The sequence below is a fragment of the Nonomuraea sp. NPDC049129 genome, assembly GCF_040648495.1.
Classification (GTDB): Bacteria; Actinomycetota; Actinomycetes; order Streptosporangiales; family Streptosporangiaceae; genus Nonomuraea.
On record NZ_JBEZDU010000013.1, the window covers coordinates 104,469 to 125,590 of the forward strand.

A 21,122-nucleotide genomic window follows, 5' to 3' on the forward strand; every position below is an offset into this window, starting at 1 on the left:
CTACCTATGCGCGGATGACCGCCCGACCCCTAGGGGACCCCTCACGCTCCCCTGTGCGCGGCCGGATGATCGCCCACACGGGGGACAGCGTGGCCACCAGGGCGGACAGCGTGGCGGAGCAGATCACGGCCAGATAGACCCAGGCCGGCCCCGGGGGCATCGGTGAGCCGTTGACCGCCATGGCGAACGGAATCAGGATGGGGGCGACCGCCGCCGTGCCGAGCACGACGCCGACCATGGCGACCACCACGGCCTCGATCCCCACCATGCGCAGGATCTGGCCACGGGTGAACCCGATCAGGCGCTGTAGACGGAACTCCCTGCGCCGCGAGCCGGCTCCCATCGCCTGGGCGCTGATCACCGAGATGCCGGCGAAGATGATGATCACTCCGGTGAACAGGTAGTTGATCCAGGCCCGGGTCCGCCCCTGCTCGACGGCGGTCGTGGACGGCCCGATGCCGTCGCTGACCCGCAGCGTGGGCAGGCGGCCCGTCGCCTCGACGAGGTCGGCGCGCAGTTTCCGCGGGTCGGTGCCAGGCGCCTCCCGGACCAGGATCTGGGTCGGCGAGCCGGCGGTCGTGTGGGCGGCGAGCAGCGTGGCGGGCATCAGGATCATCTCGCCGCCGGGCCGGTCCGCGAGCAGCGCGACCACCCTCAGGTCCACCTTGGCGCCGTCGCCCAGCCGCAGGGTGATCGCGTCGCCGATCCCCTTGCCGAGCTCGCGGGCGTGCTGCCGGGTGAGGGCGACGGAGTCGCCACGCAGCCCGGTGAGCGTGCCCGCCGTGAGGGAGATGTCCGTGACCCCGGCCGCGCCGTCCGCCGTGAGGCCCAGGAGCGGCCAGCCGTGCTCGCTCTGCGATGGGTCGTACGGCCTCTCGACGTACCCGCTGCTGGTCGCCAGCTCCGACGCGGCCATGACCCCTGGGACGGACCGGACGCGGCCGAGCAGGCCGGGACCGAGGCCGCCGGTGATCACGTGGTCGGCCCGCAGGTCCTCCAGGCGGACCTGCCGGACCTGGTCGGCCTGCGTCATCTGCAGATAGATGTTCGCGGTGCTGATGCCGGTCGCGAGCATGATGGGCAGGATCGCGGTGGCCATGCCGAACGGCCGGGCGCAGCTGTTGAGCAGGGCGAGGCGGCCGATCGTCCTGGGCCGGGCGCGTACGGCCCGGCCGACCAGCCCGCTCATCGCCTTCGTCATCCTGGACGCCACCACGGCCACGCCGAGGATCACCACGATCGCGGCGAGGCAGGCGACGCTCACCGCGGCGGAGCGGATCATCACCATGGCCGAGCAGATCGTCGTGCCCACCACGCCGAGGCAGATCAGGGCCAGCGCCGCGCGCGCCCGGTCGAGCCCGTGGTCCTGCGGCACCGAGCTGAGCGCCGTGGCGGGGCGAGGTCGCGCGGCCCGCCAGATCGGGAAGAAGGCGGCCGCCAGCCCGGTGCACAGGCACACCGCGGCCGCGAGCGCGGCCGGGAGCCAGCCCGGGTCGAACCGCAGCGCCGCCGGTACGACCCCGTCGCGCACCAGGTGCCCGAACAACTGACCGCCGAGGTGGCCGCCGAGCACCGTGCCCGCCACCGTGGCGACCACCGCGATCGTCGTCACCTCGCCGAACATCATCAGGCGGACGCGGCGCGGCGGCGTGCCCATCGCCTGCAGCAGCGTCAGCTCCGGCGCCCGGTGCTCGACCAGGAGTTTCATGGTGCTGACCAGGACGAGCATGCCGACCAGGAGCGTCGTGCCGCCGATCAGGCCGGCGATGGTGATCAGGTTCTCGCGGCCGGCGCGCGCCTGCGCGAACTCCGCGAGCCCCCGGTCGTCCCCGGTGAGCGTCACCGCGGGCTGGCCGCGCAGGGTGGCGCGCACCCGGTCGGCGAGCGCCTGCTCGCCCGTCCCGGGCACGGGGATCACGGCTATCGCGTCCACCGAGTCCGGATGGCCGGACAGCCACCGCGCGTCGTAGGGCGTGAAGAACAACGCGGCCGCCGTGGCCGTACGTCCCGCCGCCGGGGCGACCACACCGGTCACCCGGAAGGTCGCTACGGCGCCGCGGGCCACGACCTGGATCCGGTCGCCCACGCGGCTGCCCGATCGCGCGGCGAGCGCCGCGTCCAGCACGACGTCTCCGGCCGTCGCGGGCGCGGTGCCGGACCGCAGCTCGTACGGCAGCAGCCCGGCGGAGGTCCATTCGTGCCCCGTGGCCCGGGGCGTGTCCCCGCCGAGCATGGTGACGGGGATGGAGACGTCGCCGACGTTGTCGGCGACGCCGGGCACCGCCCGTACGGTCTCCAGCAGGGACCGGCTCAGGCGTACGGTCTCGGACAGGCTCGCCCATTCGACGTCGTCGTCGCGGGGGTCGGCGTCCGGCAGCCGGTAGGACGGGTCGCCCGCGACCACCACCGCGGCGCCGGCCAGCCGCTCGGGCGGGAACGCGGCCTGGATCCCCGCCGCCATCAGCCCCGCGCACGCCGCCACGATGGCGGTGGCGGCGAAGACCGTGGCGAGCACCGCCGAGAACGCGCCCCTGCGGTGGGACAGAGTGCGCAGGGCCAGGCGCCACATCAGGACGGCTCTCCCCGGTCCCACATCGCCAGGTGGGCCATCCGCTCCGCCGCCGCCTTGCTGGGCGGGAGCTCCAGCTCCTCCACGACCCGGCCGCCGGCCATGAAGAAGACGTGGTCGGCGTAGGCGGCGATCCGCGAGTCGTGCGTGGCCACCACCACTGTCTGTCCCGCCCGCGCCGCTTCGCGCAGCAGGCCGAGCACCTGGCCGACGCCCTCGTTGTCCTGCGCGCAGGTGGGCTCGTCGGCGAAGATCACCGGCGCCCGGCCGACGAGGGCCCGCGCGACCGCCACCCGCTGCTGCTCGGCGAAGGACAGGCGGTGCGGCAGGTCGTGCAGGTGGTCGGTCAGGCCGATCTGCGCGATCACCCGGTCCAGCAGGACGGTGTCGACGCTCCGGCCGGCCAGGTAGCCGGGCAGCGCGATGTTCTCCGCCACGTTGAGCGCGGGCAGCAGATTGGACCCCTGGAAGACGAAGCCGAGCCGGTCACGCCGCAGCCTGGTCAGCGACGCGTCGTCGAGGTCGGTCAGCTCCTCGCCGTCGAGGAGCACCGACCCTGACGCCGGCCGCTCCAGCCCCGACGCGCAGCGCAGCAGCGTGCTCTTGCCGGACCGCGACGGCCCGATGACCGCGGTGAGCGCCCGTTTCCGGCAGCCGATCGTGACGCCGCTCAGCGCCTCGAAGCTGCCCTTCCTCGTGTGGTACGTCTGTCGTACGGAATTCAACCGCACGATGTCGTCCTCTTCGCTCCTTGGATTGTCCGCAGGTCTGCTCATAGAACGGATGTTAATCACCGATTCATATTCCGCGCATCGGCCTGAAGGGCCATCCGGGCCCTCCTCTTCAGGGATGGTTCGGTGGCATGAACGGTACTCGGGACGGAAAATCGGACTCTTTGTCGGCGACCATGACATGGCATCAGAATTCTTTGTCGAGAATGTTGAAAAGTTCTTCGGCGCTGGCCGATGCGAGCGTCGGCTCCGCCGGGTCCTCCGTCCGGCCGTGCGCCTCGGCCCACTTCGCCGTGAGCGCCTTGAGCCGGGCGGTGATCCGCGCGTGCCCGTCGGGATCCGGTACGAGCCGGTCCAGCGCCTGTTCCAGCTCGGCCAGCTCGGCCTCCAGCGGTTCGGCGGCCGTGTCGTCGTCGCCGAGCAGTTCGGCCTTGATGAAGGCGGCAACGGCTTCCGGTGTCGGGTAGTCGAAGACGAGCGTGGCGGGCAGGCGTACGTCCGCCGCCGCGCTCAGCCGGTTGCGCAGCTCGACCGCGGTCAGCGAGTCGAACCCCAGCTCCTTGAACCCCCGCACCGGATCGACCGGATCCTCGGTGTCGTGGCCGAGCACGGCGGCGACATGGGTACGTACCAGGCTCAGCAGCATGCGGTCACGCGCCGCCCTGGACAGCGGGGTCAGCCGGTCCGTCAACGAGACGGGCGCGGCGGCGGGGGCCGTGACCGAGGCCGTGGCGGGCGCCCGCCCGACAGGGGCGGTGACCAGGCCCCGGAGCATCGGCGGCGGCCCTTCCTCCCGCGACCGGACGGCCGCGAGATCCAGCCGGATCGGCACCAGCGCGGCCTCGTCGAGCGCGAGCGACTCGTCGAACAGCGCCAGCCCCGCCTCGGCCGACAGCGGCAGCAGGCCGGAGTGACGCAGCCGGCGCAGATCGGCCTCGCCGAGCTGGGCGGTCATGCCGCCCACCTCGGGCGCCCACATGCCCCAGGCCAGCGAGAGCCCCGGCAGACCGGCCGCCCTGCGGTGCGCGGCCAGCGCGTCGAGGAAGGCGTTGGCCGCCGCGTAGTTGCCCTGCCCGGCGGCGTCGAGCGTGCCGGCCGAGGAGGAGAAGAGCACGAACGCCGACAGATCGAGATTTTTGGTGAGTTGGTGAAGATGCCAGGCTGCGCGGGCTTTGGGGTGCCAGACCGTGTCCACCTGCGCGGGCGTGAGCGAGCCGATGACGCCGTCGGCCACGACGCCCGCCGTGTGCACGACCGCGGTTATGGGACGGCCCGCGAGCAGCTCCGCGAGCGCGTCGCGGTCGGCGACGTCGCACGCCGCGACCTCGACGCGGGCCCCCTGCTCGGTGAGCTCCGCGCGCAGCCGCTCGGCGCCCGGGGCGTCGAGCCCCCTGCGGCCGACCAGCAGCAGGTCGCGTACGCCGTGCGCGGCCACCAGGTGCCGGGCCACCAGCGCGCCGAGCCCGCCCGTGCCGCCGGTGACGAGCACGGTGCCGGCTCCGCCGATCGGCGCGGGCACGGTCAGCACGATCTTGCCGGTGTGCCGGGCCTGCGCCATGTGCCGGAACGCCTCGGGCGCGCGTCGCACGTCCCAGACACGGGTCGGGAGAGGTGCGAAGGTGCCTTCCTCGAACAGCTTCACCAGCTCGGTCAGGATCTCCTGGGTCCGATCCGGCCCGGCGTCGGAGAGGTCGAAGGGCGCGTAACGGACGCCGGAGGCGATCGTCTCCACGTCCCGGATGTCGGTCTTGCCCATCTCCACGAACCGGCCGCCGGGAGCCAGCATGCCCAGGGAGGCGTCGGTGAACTCACCCGCGAGCGAGTTGAGCACCACGTCGACCTGGCCGAACTTCTCCGCGAACTCCAGCGTCCGCGACGAGGCCACATGCTCCTCATCCAGCGGCAGCGACGCCCACTTGCCGGGGCTCGCCGTACCGAACACCTCCGCGCCCAGCCACCGCGCGAGCTGCACCGCCGCCATGCCGACCCCACCGGCGGCCGCGTGCACCAGCACCCGGTCACCCGTTTTAAGGTCGGCCAGATCGACCAGCCCGTAGTAGGCGGTCGCGAACACGGCAGGCACGGCGGCCGCGTCCACGAAGGACCAGCCGTCCGGCATGTGCACCATCATCCGGTGATCGGTCACCGTATAGGGCCCGAAACCACCCTCGAACAGCCCGAACACCCTGTCTCCTGGAGCGAACCGGGTGACGCCGGAGCCGACCTCGACGACCACGCCGGCGCCCTCGCCGCCGATGGACGCCTCGCCCGGGTACATGCCGAGGGCCATCAGGACGTCGCGGAAGTTCAGTCCGCAGGCCCGCATGGACACGCGTACCTCGAACTCCTCCAACGGCCGCCGGGCCGCGTCGCAGGCGGTCGCCGCCAGGGCGTCGATCGTCCCCGGCTCGGTGATCTCCAGATGCCAGGACTCCGCACCGGCCGGCGGCTTCAGCAGGCCGTCCTCGCCGGTCCTGGCCAGCCGTGGCGCGAGCGCGTCGCCGTCGCGAAGGGCCAGCTCAGGCTCCTGACCGGTCAGTACGGTGGGCAGCGCCCGGTAGGAGGCCGCCGTGCCGTCCACGTCTACGAGGAGGAACCGGCCGGGGTTCTCGGCCTGCGCGGCACGTACCAGACCCCAGATGGGGGCGTGGGCCAGATCGGGGGTGCCGTCGTCGGCACCGGTGCGCACCGAGTCGCCGGTCACCAGCACCAGCTTGGCGCCGCCGAAGCGCTCATCGGCCAGCCAGCCCTGCAGCAGGCCGAGCGTGCGGCCGGTCAGCTCGCGCGCGTCCGCCGAGGGATCCGCCGAGGGATCCGCCGACGCGGGCTCGCGTCCTGCGGAGACCAGCCCCGCAGGCTCGTACCCGGCGCGGACCAGCACCGCCGTCGGCGGCGGGGTCAGTGCGGCCAGTGCGTCCAGGTCCGGGACGGCGCGCGCGGAGAGTCCCGCGGCGCGCAGGCCCGTGAGCAGCTCGCCGTCGTCGGCGCCGAGCACCGCCCAGTCCTCGTGCGGGCCGCCGATGGCCACCCGCGTCCACTTCACCTGGTACGGCGAGGCGCCCGCCCCGCTCCGGCCGGCGCCGAGCCCGGCGCCGGAGACGGGCCGCATGGCCAGCGAGCCCACGCTGGCCAGCGGCGCGCCCGTCGCGTCCGCCACGGTCAGCAGCGGCGCGCCCGAGCCGTCGGCGGACACCTGGACGCGGACGGCAGTGGCGCCGGTCGCGTACAGGCTGACGTCGGTCCAGCTGAAGGGCAGCTCAACCCGAGGATCCCCGGACGCCATCGCCCTGCCGTCCCGGGGATCCTCGGTCGCCAGCCCGATGGCGTGCAGCACGGCATCGAACAGCGCGGGATGCAGGCCGAAGCTGCCCGCGTCCGCCACCACGCCGTCGGGCAGCTCAATGTCGGCGAACACCGTGCCGTCGCGCCGCCAGGCCGCGCGCAGCCCGCGGAAGGCGGGCCCGTATTCGGTGCCTTCGACGGCCAGCCGCGCGTAGAGGTCGCCGACGTCGATGGGCGTGGCGCCGGGCGGCGGCCATTCGGCCAGGTCGAAGGCGGCTCGTTGGTCCGCGACGGCGAGCGTCCCGGTCGCGTGCCGGGTCCAGGGCCGCTCGCCCGTGGTGGCCCGCGAGTAGACGGTCACCGTACGGCGGCCCGAGTCGTCCGCCCCGGAGACGATCACCTCGATCGTGACGGCGTCCCGCTCCCCCAGTACGAGGGGAGCCTCCAGGGTCAGCTCTTCGACGAGGTCGCACCCGGCCTGGTGACCGGCCGCGACGGCGAGCTCGACGAAGGCCGTGCCCGGAACCAGCACGGTGCCGAGGATCCGATGATCGGCCAGCCAGGGGTGGCCGGCGAGCGAGAGCCTGCCGGTGTACAGCGACCCACCGGTGTCGGGCAGCTCGACCGCGGCGCCCAGCAGCGGGTGAGCCGCGGCCTCGAGTCCGAGCGAGGCGGGATCGCCGCCGTGGTGGGCGAGCTTCAGCCAGTAGTGCCGGCGCTGGAAGGCGTAGGTGGGAAGATCCACCCGCTCGGCTCCGGTGAAGAAGGTGTCCCAATCCACCTCCGCGCCGCGCGCGTACGCCCGGCCGACGGCCGTGATCAGTTGCCCGGCCTCGTCCCGGTCTCGCCGCAGCAGCGGCACCGCCACCGGCGCGGCTTCCCGCTCTGAGGCGCCTTCCTGTACCAGCCCCGACAGCACCGCGTCGGGACCCAGCTCCAGGAGGGTCCGTACGCCCCGCTCGCGCAGGAAGGCGACGCCGTCGGCGAACCGTACCGGCTCGCGCACGTGCCGCACCCAGTACTCGGCCGAGAACCGCGACACCGGCTCACCGGTCAGGTTCGACACCACCGGGATCGCCGCGTCCTGGTACTCCAGCCCGGCGGCCACCTCACCGAAGGCGCCGAGGATCGGCTCCATGCGGTGGGAGTGGAACGCGTCGCTGACCCGCAGCCGCCGGCATCTCAGCCCGCGCCGGCCGAACTCCGCCGCCACCCGCTCCACCGCGGGCTCGTCGCCCGAGACCACGATCGAGGCCGGTCCGTTCACCGAGGCGATCTCCACCTGGCCCGCCACGTCGGAGAGCTCGGCCAGCAGCTTGGCGACCGTTGCCTCTCCCGCCGCGACCGCGAGCATCGCCCCGCCCTGCGGGAGCCCCTGCATCAGCCGGCCCCGCGCCGCCACGAGCGCGCACGCGTCCTCCAGTGACAGCACGCCCGCGACGTGCGCCGCCGCGAGCTCGCCCACCGAATGGCCCATCAGGTAGTCCGGCGCCATCCCCCACGACTCCAGGAGCCGATAGAGGGCCACTTCCAGGGCGAACAACCCGGTCTGGGCGTACTGCGTCTGGTCGAGGAGTTCCGGCCTGCCCCACATCACCTCGGTCAGGGGCACGTCCAGATGGCGGTCCAAGCCCGCGGCGACCGCCTCCAGGTGCTTCTTGAACGTGGGGAACGCCCTGGTCAGCTCCAGGCCCATCCCCACCCGCTGGCTCCCCTGGCCGGTGAACATGAAGCCCAGCCCGGCGCCCTCAGTGTCCCCGGGACCGCTCACGACGTCGACCGGCTCGGCCCCTTCGGCGACCCGCGCCAGACCCGCGACCAGTTGCGCCCGATCGGCCGCCACCACGACGGCCCGATGGCTCAGCAGCGACCGCGTTCTGACCAGCGAGTACCCCACCTGCGCGGGGCCCACGTACTCGGAGGCCGCCACGAAGTCCCGCAGCCGCTCCGCCTGCGCCCGCACCGCGTCCGCGCCACGCGCGGAGACCACCACCGGTACCGGTACATCGGCGACCGGCACCTCAGCGGGGACCGGCTCCTCGGCGGGAACACCCTCGATCACCACGTGCGCGTTGGTCCCGCTGATGCCGAACGACGACACGCCCGCCCGGCGTGGCCGCCCGTCGCGGTCCTGCCAGGGGGTCGCCTCGGTCACCAGCGACACCGCGCCCGCCGACCAGTCCACGTGCGAGGACGGGGCGTCGACGTGCAGCGTCTTCGGCAGTACGCCGTGCCGCATCGCCAGGACCATCTTGATCACACCGGCGACGCCGGCGGCGCACTGGGTGTGCCCGATGTTGGACTTGACCGTGCCCAGCCAGAGCGGCCGATCCTCCGGACGGTCTTGCCCGTACGTGGCCAGCAGCGCCTGCGCCTCGATCGGGTCCCCGAGCGTGGTGCCGGTGCCGTGGGCCTCGACCGCGTCGATGTCGGCCAGGCCGAGACCGGCGTTGGCCACCGCCTGGCGGATGACCCGTTGCTGGGACGGCCCGTTCGGCGCGGTGAGCCCGTTGCTGGCACCGTCCTGGTTGACCGCGCTCCCGCGCACGACCGCCATAATCTGGTGGCCGTTGCGGCGCGCGTCCGACAGCCGCTCCAGCAGCAGCAGACCCACGCCCTCGGCGAACGCCGTACCATCCGCCGCCTCCGCGAACGCCTTACAACGCCCGTCCCGCGCCAGACCCCGCTGCCGGCTGAACTCCACGAAGATCTCCGGCGTGGACAGCACGGTCACACCACCGGCGAGCGCGAGCGTACTTTCGCCTCGGCGCAGCGACTCGCAGGCCAGATGGAGCGCGACCAGGGACGACGAGCACGCCGTGTCCAAGGTGACGGCCGGACCCTCCAGGCCGAGCGCGTAGGCGACGCGGCCGGACATCACCGAGCTGGAGTTGCCGGTGATCAGGTATCCCTCCACCTCTTCGGGCAGGGCTCCGGGCCCGGTGCCGTAGCCGGTGGCGGAGGCGCCGACGAACACGCCCGTCGAGCTGCCCCTGAGGTCGCCGGGGTCGATGCCCGCGCGTTCGAGGGTCTCCCACGCGGCTTCGAGCAGCAGCCGTTGCTGCGGGTCGGTGGCCAGCGCCTCACGTGGCGAGATGCCGAAGAATGCCGCGTCGAAGTCCCCGGCCTCGTACACGAAGCCGCCGACCCGCACATAGCTGCTGCCGGCGTTCTCGGTGTCGGGGTCGTAGAGCCGCTCCAGGTCCCAGCCGCGGTCGGCGGGGAACTCCGACATCGCGTCCCGGCCTTCGGCGAGCATGCGCCACAGCGCCTCCGGCGAGTCGACGCCGCCGGGATAGCGGCAGCCCATCCCGACGATGGCGATCGGATCGTCGTCGAGCGAGGCGGCGGGGGTGGCGACCGGCGCGACGGGGGCCGCCGCGCCGAGCAGCCTGCCCTTGATGTGCTGGGCGAGCGCGGCGGGCGTCGGATAGTCGAAGACCAGCGTCGCGGGCAGCCGCAGCCCGGTGGCGGCGTTGAGCCGGTTGCGCAGCTCGATGGCGGTCAGCGAGTCGAAGCCGAGCTCCTTGAACGCCCGGCCGGCGTCCACCGAGCCGGCGTCGGCATGGCCGAGCACGGTGGCGGCCTGCGCCCGGATCAGGGAGACCAGCACCTGGTCGCGGTCGCTCTCGGGCAGCCCGGCCAGCTGCTGCTCCAGCGCGGAGGCGACACCGCCGGGTACGGCGCCCCCCGCGACGTTGCGCTGCGCGGGCGCGTGGACCAGGCCGCGCAGCATCGGCTGGACCCCGGCGGGGTCGCGGCGCATCGCGGCGAGGTCGAGGCGGATCGGCGCCAGCAGGGCCTCGTCCACCGTCAGGGCGGCGTCGAAGAGCGCCAGCCCGTCCTCGGAGGACAGGCCACGGGCGCCCGACCGCTCCATCCGCGCTATGTCGGTGTCCTGCAGATGGGCGCTCATGTTGCTGCGCTGTTCCCAGAAGCCCCAGGCCAGCGATACGGCGGCGAGGCCGTGCGCGCGCCGGTGAGCGGCCAGCGCGTCCATGAACACATTCGCCGCCGCGTAGTTGCCCTGTCCGGCATCGCCCAGGACACCGGCCGCGGAGGAGAACAGCACGAACGCCGAGACGTCGAGTTCTCGCGTCAGCTCGTGCAGATTCCACGCCCCGGCGACCTTGGGCCGCAGCACCGCGTCCACGCGCTCCGGCGTCAGCGCGGCCACCACGCCGTCGTCCAGCGCCCCGGCCGTGTGCACCACCCCGCGCAGCGGGGTCCGTACCTCGGCCAGCAGTTCGGCCAGGGCCGCCCGATCCGCCACGTCGCAGGCCACGACGCGCACCCGCGCGCCCGCTCCGGACAGATCTTCCAGCAGCTCCGGCGCTCCGGCGGCCGAGATCCCGGACCGGCTCACGAGCAGCAGATCCTGTACGCCGTGCACCGTCACCAGATGACGCGCCACCAGCGCGCCCAGGCCGCCCGTGCCACCGGTGACCAGCACCGTCCCGCCGCCGCCGAACGTGGGCGGCATCGACAGCACGATCTTGCCGGTGTGCCGGGCGAGCGACATGAACCGCAGCGCCTCGCCGGCCCGCCGCACGTCCCAGACCCGGACCGGCGGCAGCTCCAGCGCGCCCCGCTCGAACAGGGCCATCACCTCGGCCAGCAGCTCGCCCAGGCGGTCGGAACCGGCCTCCATCAGGGAGTAGGGGAGGTAACGCAGGCCGGGGTGCGCGTCGGCGACCTGGCCGGGTTCGCGCAGGTCGGTCTTGCCGATCTCCAGGAACCGGCCGCCCGAGGCCACCATGTCCAGGGAGGCGTCGGTGAACTCGCCGGCCAGCGAGTTGAGCACCACGTCGACCTGGCCGAACTTCTGCGCGAACTCCAGTGTCCGCGAGGAGGCCACATGCGCGTCGTCCAGGGTCGTCGCCGCCCACTTGCCGGGGCTCGCCGTACCGAACACCTCCGCGCCGAACGACCGGGCGAGCTGTACCGCCGCCATGCCCACCCCACCGGCGGCCGCGTGCACCAGCACCCGGTCACCCGTTTTAAGGTCGGCCAGATCAGCCAGGCCGTAGTAGGCGGTCAGGAACGCCACCGGCACCGACGCCGCCTCCGCGAACGACCAACCGGCGGGCATGGGCGCCAGCAACCGCCGATCGGTCACTCCTACCGGACCGAACGCGCCGTCCAGCAGCCCCAGCACTCGATCACCGGGCGCCAGATCGGCCACGGCCGACCCGACCTCCAGCACCACGCCCGCGACCTCGCCGCCGATGGGCTCGCCGTGTTCGGGCACCATGCCGAGGGTGACGACCAGGTCGCGGAAGTTGAGACCGGCCGCCCGCACCGACACCCGCACCTCGTCCGGCCCCAGCGGCCGAGCCGCCTCCGGGCAGGGAACCAGGGACAGGCCGTCCAGGCTGCCCTTGACCGCCGCGTCCAGGCGCCATTCCGCGACGCCCACGGGCAGGGCCAGCGTGTCCTTGGTGGCCGCGCGGGCCAGCCTGGGCACCAGCACCTCGCCGGATCGCACGGCCAGCTGCGGCTCGGCGAGCGCCGCCAGCACGGCGGGCACCGGCACCTCGGAGTCGTCGAGGTCCAGCAGTACGAACCGGCCGGGGTGCTCCGACTGCGCGGACCGCAGCAGGCCCCAGACCGGCGCGCTCGCCAGGTCACGTACCTCCGCGTCGGGCCCCGCCGCCACCGCGCCACGGGTCACCACGACGAGCCGCGCCGAGCTCAGCCGCTCATCGGCCAGCCAGGCCTGTACGAGCCCCAGCGCCCGATGCGTGGCCGACCGCGCGCCACCCACCACTTCTCCCGGTGCGGAGCCGTCCGGCCCGACACTCACGAGCGGTGCGGAGCCGTCCGGCCCGACGCTCACGAACGGTGCGGAGCCGTCCGGCGAGAAGCTCACGCTGTCCGACCGGAAGCTCACGAACACGGTGTCGGGGAGCGGATTCGACGAGGTCAGCGTCGCCAGGTCCGTGTACTCGGCGCTCGCGACGCCCGCCCGGCGCAAGCCGTACGGGTCCGGCCCGAGCACCGCGGCGCCCCCGGCCGGCGTCGGCTGAGCGGCGGGCGCCGCCGTCCACTCGACGCGGAACAGCGAATCGCCGTGGGCCACCGAGGCGGCGGAGAGCTGCTGTGCCGAGGTCGGCCGCGAGACCAGCGAGTCCACCGTGGCGACGGGCGCGCCCGAGGCGTCGGCCAGCCACAGCGACAGGCTGTCGGGGCCCGTCGGCGACAGCCGGACCCGTACGGCCGCCGCGCCCGTGGCGCGCAGGGACACGCCGGTCCAGGCGAAGGGCAGGCTCAGACGGTCGTCGGCGGGGTCCAGCAGCGACCCCGCGTGCAGCGCCGCGTCGAGCAGCGCCGGGTGCAGGCCGTACAGTTCGGCGTCGCGGGTCGCCTGCTCGGGCAGCCTGACCTCGGCGAAGACCTCGTCACCGCGCAGCCACGCCGCCTTCAGCCCTTGGAACAGCGGGCCGTAGCCGTAGCCGGCGTCGGCGAGCCGGTCGTAGAGGCCGTCCAGGTCCGCGGGAGTCGCTCCCTCCGGCGGCCACTGGGCCAGGTCGAAGACCTCGGGGGCGACGTCGGGGGCGACATACCCGCTCGCGTGGCGGATCCACGGCGCGTCGGCCGGGGCGTCCTCCGCCCGTGAGTGCACGGTGATGCCGCGCCGGCCCGCGTCCTCGGGCGCTCCGACGGACACCTGCAGCCACACCCCGCCGCGCTCGGGTACGACCAGCGGGGCCTCCAGCGTCAGCTCCTCCAGCAGCCCGCAGCCGACCTGGTCGCCCGCGCGGATGGCGAGTTCGACGAAGGCGGTGCCGGGCAGGAGCGGCGTGCCCGCGGCCGCGTGGTCGGCCAGCCAGGGGTGCAGCTGGACCGAGAGGCGTCCGGTCAGGAGGGCGCCACCGGATTCGGCGAGCGTCACGGCCGCGCCCAGCAGCGGATGGCCGGCGTCGGTCAGCCCCGCCGAGGCGACGTCGCCGGCCGAGGTGCGGGTCTCCAGCCAGTAGTGGCGGTGCTGGAAGGCGTACGTGGGCAGCTCGACCAGGTTCGCGCCGGGGAGGAGGGCGTCCCAGTCGACGGCCACGCCACGCACGTACGCCTCCGCGACCGAGGTCAGCGCGCGGCGCAGATCGCCTTCCCCACGGCGCAGAGTGCCGCCGGCGAACGCGTCGGCCCCGGCCTCGTCGATCGTGTCCTGCACGCTCATCACGAGCACCGGATGGGCGCTCATTTCGAGGAACGCGTCGTGTCCCCCGGCGAGCAGCTCCTCGATCACGGCCTGGAACTCGATCGGCTGGCGGGCGTTGTGGAACCAGTAGTCGGCGGTCAGCTCGCCGGTGTCCAGGAGCCGCCCCGTGACGGTGGAGTGGAACGGCACCTCTCCCGTGGTCGGGGACACGGTTTCGAGCAGCCGGGTCAGCTCCTCGCGCAGCGGGTCGACCTGGTCGCAGTGGGAGGCGACGGTGCTGGCCAGCAGGCGGGCGCGGACGCCCGCCGCCTCGTACTCGGCGACGAGCTCGGCGAGCGCCTGCTCATCGCCCACCGCGGTGCACGACGAGGGGCCGTTCTTCGCCCCGATGGACAGCCGTCCGTCCCAGCAGGCCAGCCGTTCCTCCACCTCGCCGGCCGCCGCGGCGATGGCCGCGATGGCGCCCTTGCCCACCAGGCGCTCGGCGAACAGGCGGCTGCGCAGCACGATCACGCGTACGGCGTCGGCCAGGGACAGCCCGCCGGCCACGTACGCGGCGGCGACCTCGCCCTGGGAGTGGCCGACGACGGCGGCGGGCCGCACGCCCAGCGACTTCCACAGGGCGGCCACCGACACCATCACCGCGAACAGCACCGGCTGGACGACCTCGAGCCGGTCCAGCGAGGGCGCGCCCGGCTCGCCGCGCAGCACGTCGAGCAGCCGCCAGTCGACGTGGGTCTCGATCTCCGCCGCGCACTCCGCCATGCTCCGGGCGAAGACCGGCGAGGTGTCCAGGAGGTCCACCGCCATGCCGGCCCACTGCGAGCCCTGGCCGGGGAAGATGAAGACCACGCGGCGCTCCGCGGTGGCCTCGCCCTCGGTCACCTCCGCGGCGGGCTCGCCTTCGGACAGCGCGGTCAGCCCGGCGAGCAGGCCGGTCCGGTCACCGGCGGCGACCACCGCGCGGTGCTGCCAGGTCGAGCGCGAGGTCACCAGCGAGTGGGCGACGTCGACTGGGCGAAGGTCCTCGTGTTCCCCCAGATGGGCCGCCAGCCGGGCGGCCTGCGCGCACAACGCCTCGGGCGCCTTGCCCGACAACACCAGGGGGACGACGGCCGGGGGCGAACCGCCGTCCCCATCCGGGGTGGCTGCTACGGGCGGCTCCTCCAGGATCAGGTGCGCGTTGGTGCCACTCACGCCGAAGGAGGAGACGCCGGCTCGCCGCGGGGCACCGCCCGCGGGCCAGGGGCGGCTCTCGGTGAGCAGTTCGACCTCGCCGAGGGACCAGTTGACGTACGGCGACGGCTCGTCCACGTGCAGGGTGCGCGGCAGCGTCTCGTGGCGCATGGCCATGGCCATCTTGATCACACCGGCGACGCCGGCCGCCGCCTGGGTGTGCCCGATGTTCGACTTGAGGGAGCCGATGCGCAGCGGCCCGCGTTCGCCCCGGTCACGGCCGTACGTCGCCATCAAAGCGTGCGCCTCGATCGGGTCGCCCAGCTTGGTGCCGGTGCCGTGCGCCTCGACCACGTCGACGTCGGCCGGGGACAGGCCCGCGTTGCCCAGCGCCCGCCGGATCACGCGTTCCTGGGAAGGACCGTTCGGCGCGGTCAGGCCGCTGCTCGCGCCGTCCTGGTTGATCGCCGAACCCCGGATGACCGCCAGCACGGGGTGGCCCCGGCGGCGCGCGTCCGACAGCCGCTCGATCGCGAGGATGCCGACACCCTCGGAGAAGCCGGTGCCGTCGGCGGAGGCGGCGAACGCCTTGCACCGGCCGTCCGCGGCGAGCACCCGCTGCCGGCTGAACGCGGTGTAGGTGCCGGGGGTGGACATCACGGTCACGCCACCGGCCAGCGCGAGGTCGGTCTCGCCGTTGCGCAGCGCCTGGCAGGCCAGGTGCAGGGCGACCAGGGAGGCGGAGCAGGCGGTGTCGACGGTGAGCGTGGGCCCTTCGAGACCGAGGGCGTAGGCGATCCGGCCGGACACCACGCTCGGGGCGTTGCCCGTCACGAGATAGCCCTCGACCTCTTCCGGCGCCTTGTCCAGCCGGGGGCCGTAGTCCTGCGGCTCGGCGCCGATGAACACGCCGGCCTGGCTGCCGCGCAGCGAGCGCGGGTCGATGCCCGCCCGCTCGAACGCCTCCCAGGAGGCCTCGAGCACCAGCCGCTGCTGGGGGTCCATGGCGACGGCCTCACGCGGGTTGATGCCGAAGAAGTCGGCGTCGAACTCACCGGCGTCGTGCAGGAAGTGACCCGACCGGACATAGGTGGCGTTGGGCGCGTCCGGGTCGTCGTCGAACAGCCGGTCGAGGTCCCAGCCCCGGTCGACGGGGAACCCGGTCAGGGTCTCCCCGCTCTCGGCGACCAGCCGCCACAACTCTTCGGGAGTGGTGATCCCGCCCGGATAGCGGCAGCCGACGCCGATGATGGCGAGCGGCTCGTCCGCCCGTGCCCCGGCGGTGACCGGATCGGCTTCAGCCATCTCCGCATCGTCAGCCTCCGTGTCGGCCAGCCCGAGCACCTCGGTGAACAGGTACTCGACGACCGCCTCGGGGGTGGGGTGGTCGAAGGCGATCGTGACCGGCAGCTCGGCGCCGACCGCCTGCGCCAGGCGATCATGCAGCTCGACGGCGGCCAGCGAGTCGAGTCCCAGTTCCCTGAAGCCGCGCTGGGGATCCACCGCGTCGGGGGCGTCTGGGAGCACGGTCCGCAGGACCTCGACGGTCAGGTCGTGCACCAGGTCGGCGAGGAAGCGACGCTGCTCGCTCAAGACACACACTCCGCTCACTCGTGTCATTTCGTACTTGCGGTTGACGTCAATCCGGGGGGGTCACTCGTACTCGCGGCTGAAGGCGATCCGGGGGGTGTCACTCGTACTTGCGGTTGAATTCGATCCGGGAGACGGACACCACCTGGTGGCCGTGCGCGACGACCTCGATGGGCGCGGGGTGGCCCAGGAACATCACGAGGCTCGCGGTCATGCCGTAGGCGCCCGCGTTGGGGATGGTCACGACGTCGCCGGGTGCCAGCGGGGGCAGCGAGACGTTCCTGGCGAGGATGTCGCCGGGGGTGCAGAGCGGGCCGACCAGGGTCGCGGGCGACCGTTCGCCGTCGTGGGTGGCGCCGTTGAGCTCCACCGAGACCGGCAGGAGCCTGCCCAGGCCGGACATGCCGCCGAGAGTGTTGATGCCGGCGTCCAGAATGACGAATCTGCGGCCGCGGCTCTCCTTGACGTTGACCACGGTGCAGACCAGCGTTCCGCAGTCGCCGGCCAGGTAACGGCCGGACTCGCAGGCGATCTGGGGCGTGCCCGCCCGCCAGCCGGCGAACTTCGCGTCGAGGACGGTCTCCAGCCCGGCGCGCAGGCCGCCGTACACGGGCCGCTCTCCACCTGTGAGGTACGGCGCGGCGAATCCGCCGCCGATGTCCAGCAGACGGATCGGCAGGCCCGTCTCCCGCTCCAGGCGCGCGGCCACCGAGATGGTGTGGTCGAACTCGGCGACCAGGCTCTCCTCGTCCTTGGAGTTGCTCAGGGAGAAGAGGTGCGCCCCCGCCAGCCGCGTGCCGGGCACCGCCCGGAGCTCCGGCATCAGCGCGGGGATCGTCTCCTCGTCGAAGCCGAACTGGGAGGGCGCACCGGTCATCCGGATGCTGGTGGCGGCGCCGGGCTCGGCGCTGTTGACGCGCAGCAGGCAGTCCACGAGCACGCCGCGCCGGGACGCGACCTGCCCGACATGCCACAGATCGGTGGGCGACTCGACGGAGAACAGGCGGACGCCGCCGTCGACGGCGACCTCCAGCTCCTCGGTCGTCTTGCCCGGTCCGGTGAGGAGCACCTCGGAGCCGTCGAAGCCCGCGGCGAACGCCGCGTTCAGCTCGCCGGTCGAGCTGATCTCGGCGAGCGCGCCGCCGTCGCGCAGCGCTCGCGCGATCTCCGGGTGCGGGTTGGCCTTGAAGGAGTAGAACAGCGAGAACCCGCCGGGCAGGGCCTGACGCAGGTCCTTCTGCGCGGTGGCGACGCGGTCCAGGTCGTAGACGTACAGCGGGGAGCCGTAGCGAGCGGCGAGCTCGGCGTACCAGTTCACGCGGGACCTCCGTCGAGCAGCAGGGCCAGCTGTTTGCGCTCGTTCTTGCCGTTGAGCGTCAGCGGGAAGCGGGGCAGGACATGACAGGCGGCCGGCACCTTCGCGGGTTCGAGCCGCTGTTTCAGCGCGTTGAGCACGCTGCTGGGCGTCAGATCGGCCTCGACGAAGACCACGAGGTCACGGCCGTCGGCCGGGGGCAGCACCACGGCCGCGCGCACGCCGGGGACGTCCATGGCGGCCGCCTCGATCTCGGTCGTGCTCATCCGGGTGCCCCGGCGTTTGAACATGTCGTCTCTGCGGCCTTCGAAGTACAGGTAGCCGTCCTGGTCGAGCCGGCCGTAGTCACCGGTGTGCAGGCGGACCTCGCCAGTGACTGGGTCACGGCGGTAGGCGCGGGCGGTGAGCTCGGGGTCGCGCCAGTAGCCGGCCATCACGTTGGGACCGGCGACCACGATCTCCCCGGTCTCCCCGGCCGGCAGCGGGCGGCCCGCGCTGTCGAGGATGTCCACCCGGGTGCCGGGCAGCGGACGGCCGACCGCGCCGGGCCGGTCGTGATCGAGCTCCGGCTCCATGATCGTGACGCGCTTGCACTCGGTGATGCCGTACATGCGCACCACCCGAGCGCCGGGAGCGCAGGCCCGTAGGCTGCGGATGGTCGCCTCCGGCAGCGCGGCCCCGGTGTTGGTGAACATCCGCACCTTCGACACCGAGCCGGTCGCCCGCCGGGCCAGGGTCGCGATCATGCCGCCCAGCGACGGGACGACGGGTACGACGGTCGCGCCGGCGTCGCTGATCTGGCCGAGCAGCATCAGGTCGGATCCGTCCTCGGCCAGGACCAGCTCGGCACCGCCGAGGGCGGCGAGGAAGATCTGGTAGAGGCCGTAGTCGAAGGACATGGGCAGCCGGCAGAAGACCACGTCGTCCGGCCCGTAGCCGAGCACCGCGTTGATCGCCGAGGCGGCGAAGGTGACCTGCGCGTGCGGGCAGATCACCCCCTTGGGCGCGGCGGTGCTGCCCGAGGTGTAGATCAGGATGGCGACGTCCGAGGGCAGGACCTTGACCGGCTCACGCGCGGTCGGCTCACGCCCGGCCGGCTTGTACGCGGCCGGCTCATGCGCGGCCGGCTGCCCCGCCAGGTCCTCGACCTCGGGCCAGAAGTCGTCGATGTCGCGCACCGGCATGGTGGCGACCTCGCGCATGGCCTCGCCGCCCCCGATGACCAGCGTGGGCTCCGCGTCCTGAAGGACGGAGCGGAGGTGGAAGGCCTTCATCTCGGGGTGCAGCGGCACGAAGACCGCGCCGAGCCGCGAGAGACCGTAGACGATGGGCACCGTCTCCCGCCGGTTGGCCAGCTGGACGATGACCCGGTCCCCCGGGCCCACGCCACTGGCCGCAAGCCGGCGGGCGACGGCGTGGCTGAGCTCGCCGACCCGCTGGTAGCTCCACGCGCCGCGCGCGTCGCGGACCGCGTCGCCCTCGGGTCTCGCGTCCATGGCCTCATCGAGCAGATCGTGGATGAGGCCCGATCGAAGAAACCGCGTCCCGTCCAATATCGTCCTCCCGCCCAGGTGGGAAAAGGAATTTCCAGGAATGTCGATCAATGAAAAAGCAAATCACTGAAAAGTTATCCCGAACCCTGATTTCCAATAGACCCCTACCGCCCCCCTAAAGCGCCCCTCCCCTCTTCCGCGACCCGCTCACGTTTACCCACCAGGCCCGCCGCCAGCTCCCGCAGACCCGCCCTGTCGACTTTTCTGTTGGGATTCAGCGGCAGCTCGTCGAGATACCGATAGTGCCGCGGAATGAGACCGGCCGGCAGCGTCTCGACGAGCCGGGTGGTGAAATCGGTAGGGGGTAGCCGAACGCCGGTGTAGAACACGACGGGCACGGCGGTGCCGTCCTTCTCGGCACTCACGGTGACCGCGTCGGCCACTCCGGCGACGCCGCGCACGGCGTGATCGATCTCGGCCAGCTCGACCCGCCAGCCGTGCACCTGGATCTGGGCGTCGGCTCTGCCGAGGTAGACGAGTTCGCCGTTGTCGGCGACCCGGACGCGGTCGCCGGTGTTGTACCAGGTGCGGCCGTCCCGCTCGACGAATCGGCCCTTGTCGTCGGCCGGATCGAGGTATCCCGGGGTCAGCTGCGGCCCGGTGATCCACAGTTCCCCCTCGTCGCGGACGGTCCGGCCGTCCTCGTCCACCAGGAGGTGGCCGTGGCCGGGATGTACCGTGCCGATCGGGGACAGGCCGTTGACGCAGCGGCCGGGCGAGGTCTCCCCCGACCAGCGGTGACCGGTGATCGTGATCGTCAGCTCGGTCGGGCCGTAGAGGTTCTCCACGATGGAGGCGCTCGCGGCCCGCTGCCAGTCGGCGGCGTCCGCGCACTTCAGCGCCTCTCCGGCGAAGAAGCTCCAGCGCAGGGTCGGCATCGCGCCCGCGCCGAGCCCGCCCGTCCTGCGCACCAGGGAGATCGCGCTGGGGGTGGAGAACCACACGGTGATCCCCTGCTCGGCCAGGTATCGGGGCAGGTCGCCGTACGCGTGCGGCGGCACGGCCACCGCGGTCCCGCCGGCGGCCCAGGCGCAGAACAGGTCGAACATGGCGCAGTCGAAGGTCAGGTCGAAGGTCTGCGAGAACACGTCGTCAGGGGTGAAGTCGTAGCGTCCGGCCAGCAGTTCGAAGTAGTGCGCGGTGTTCCCGTGGGTGATGGGCACCCCCTTGGGACGGCCCGTCGACCCCGAGGTGAACAGCACGTACGCGGTGTCGGCGGGGTCGACCGGCCGCGGCGCGGCCAGCGCCCGCCCGCCGCCGAGCGCGTCGGGGGTGAGGACGAGCACGTCCACCCCCTGGGCGCGGAGCTCGGCCGCCCGCTTCTGGCCGCGATCATCGACGATCAGCGCCGACACCCCGGCGGCCTCGATCATCTGGCGGGTCCGGGCGGCCGGGAAGTCGGGCTGGAGCGGCACCACCGCCGCGCCCGCGTACAGGCCGGCGAGCAGGCCCGCGTAGGCCGTGCCCCCTTTGTCGGCCAGAACCCCTACGGCGCCGAGCGGGCGGGGCGCGGCCCGCAGCAGCGTGCCGGCCCAGCGCAGCGCCGACCGATGGAGCTCGGCGTAACTCGCCGTGTCCGGCCCGGCCCGGAAGGCCGGCCGCTCGGGCGCCATACCGAGGCCGCGCAGGAAATGCGCGTAGAGGGGTCGCGAATAATCTGCGCTCATCTGAACCACCCATTATGGACATTCGCCTTGCCACCGGATAACGTCGGCGCCGTGAGCTCTTTCGCGATAACCGAAGA

At 73.1% G+C, this 21,122-nt stretch carries 6 protein-coding genes; all 6 read right to left on the reverse strand.

Going from position 1 to position 21,122, the window contains the following annotated elements; all coding sequences use genetic code 11:
- Positions 1-4: 4 nt before the first annotated feature.
- Positions 5-2,569 (reverse strand): ABC transporter permease, encoded by a 2,565-nt coding sequence (locus AB0B64_RS35230; protein ID WP_358182794.1) that lies wholly within the window; start codon positions 2,567-2,569, stop codon positions 5-7.
- Positions 2,569-3,345, reverse strand: a complete 777-nt coding sequence (locus AB0B64_RS35235; protein ID WP_357951459.1) for an ATP-binding cassette domain-containing protein — start codon at positions 3,343-3,345, stop codon at positions 2,569-2,571. Before AB0B64_RS35235 ends, AB0B64_RS35230 begins: the two co-directional genes overlap by 1 nt.
- 142 nt (positions 3,346-3,487) lie before the next feature.
- On the reverse strand, positions 3,488-16,513 hold the full coding sequence (locus AB0B64_RS35240) for an SDR family NAD(P)-dependent oxidoreductase (RefSeq protein WP_358182797.1): 13,026 nt from the start codon (positions 16,511-16,513) through the stop codon (positions 3,488-3,490).
- Between the two features lie 97 nt (positions 16,514-16,610).
- A complete protein-coding gene (locus AB0B64_RS35245) occupies positions 16,611-17,828 on the reverse strand; it encodes a type III PLP-dependent enzyme (RefSeq protein ID WP_357951456.1) in 1,218 nt (405 codons plus the stop codon).
- The gene (locus tag AB0B64_RS35250) at positions 17,825-19,321 is read right to left on the reverse strand and encodes an AMP-binding protein (RefSeq protein ID WP_358182800.1); all 1,497 of its coding nucleotides are present in this window, start codon (positions 19,319-19,321) and stop codon (positions 17,825-17,827) included. The genes AB0B64_RS35245 and AB0B64_RS35250 overlap by 4 nt, the downstream gene beginning before the upstream one ends.
- 161 nt (positions 19,322-19,482) lie before the next feature.
- Positions 19,483-21,045, reverse strand: a complete 1,563-nt coding sequence (locus AB0B64_RS35255; protein WP_358182803.1) for an AMP-binding protein — start codon at positions 21,043-21,045, stop codon at positions 19,483-19,485.
- Between the last annotated feature and the right edge of the window lie 77 nt (positions 21,046-21,122).

What these genes read in the sequence shown, in the direction of transcription:
- AB0B64_RS35230 (WP_358182794.1), bottom strand. Translation starts at nt 2,569, where the DNA reads ATGTGGCGCCTGGCCCTGCGCACTCTGTCCCACCGCAGGGGCGCGTTC.
- AB0B64_RS35235 (WP_357951459.1), bottom strand. Translation starts at nt 3,345, where the DNA reads ATGAGCAGACCTGCGGACAATCCAAGGAGCGAAGAGGACGACATCGTG.
- AB0B64_RS35250 (WP_358182800.1), bottom strand. Translation starts at nt 19,321, where the DNA reads ATGGACGCGAGACCCGAGGGCGACGCGGTCCGCGACGCGCGCGGCGCG.
- AB0B64_RS35255 (WP_358182803.1), bottom strand. Translation starts at nt 21,045, where the DNA reads ATGAGCGCAGATTATTCGCGACCCCTCTACGCGCATTTCCTGCGCGGC.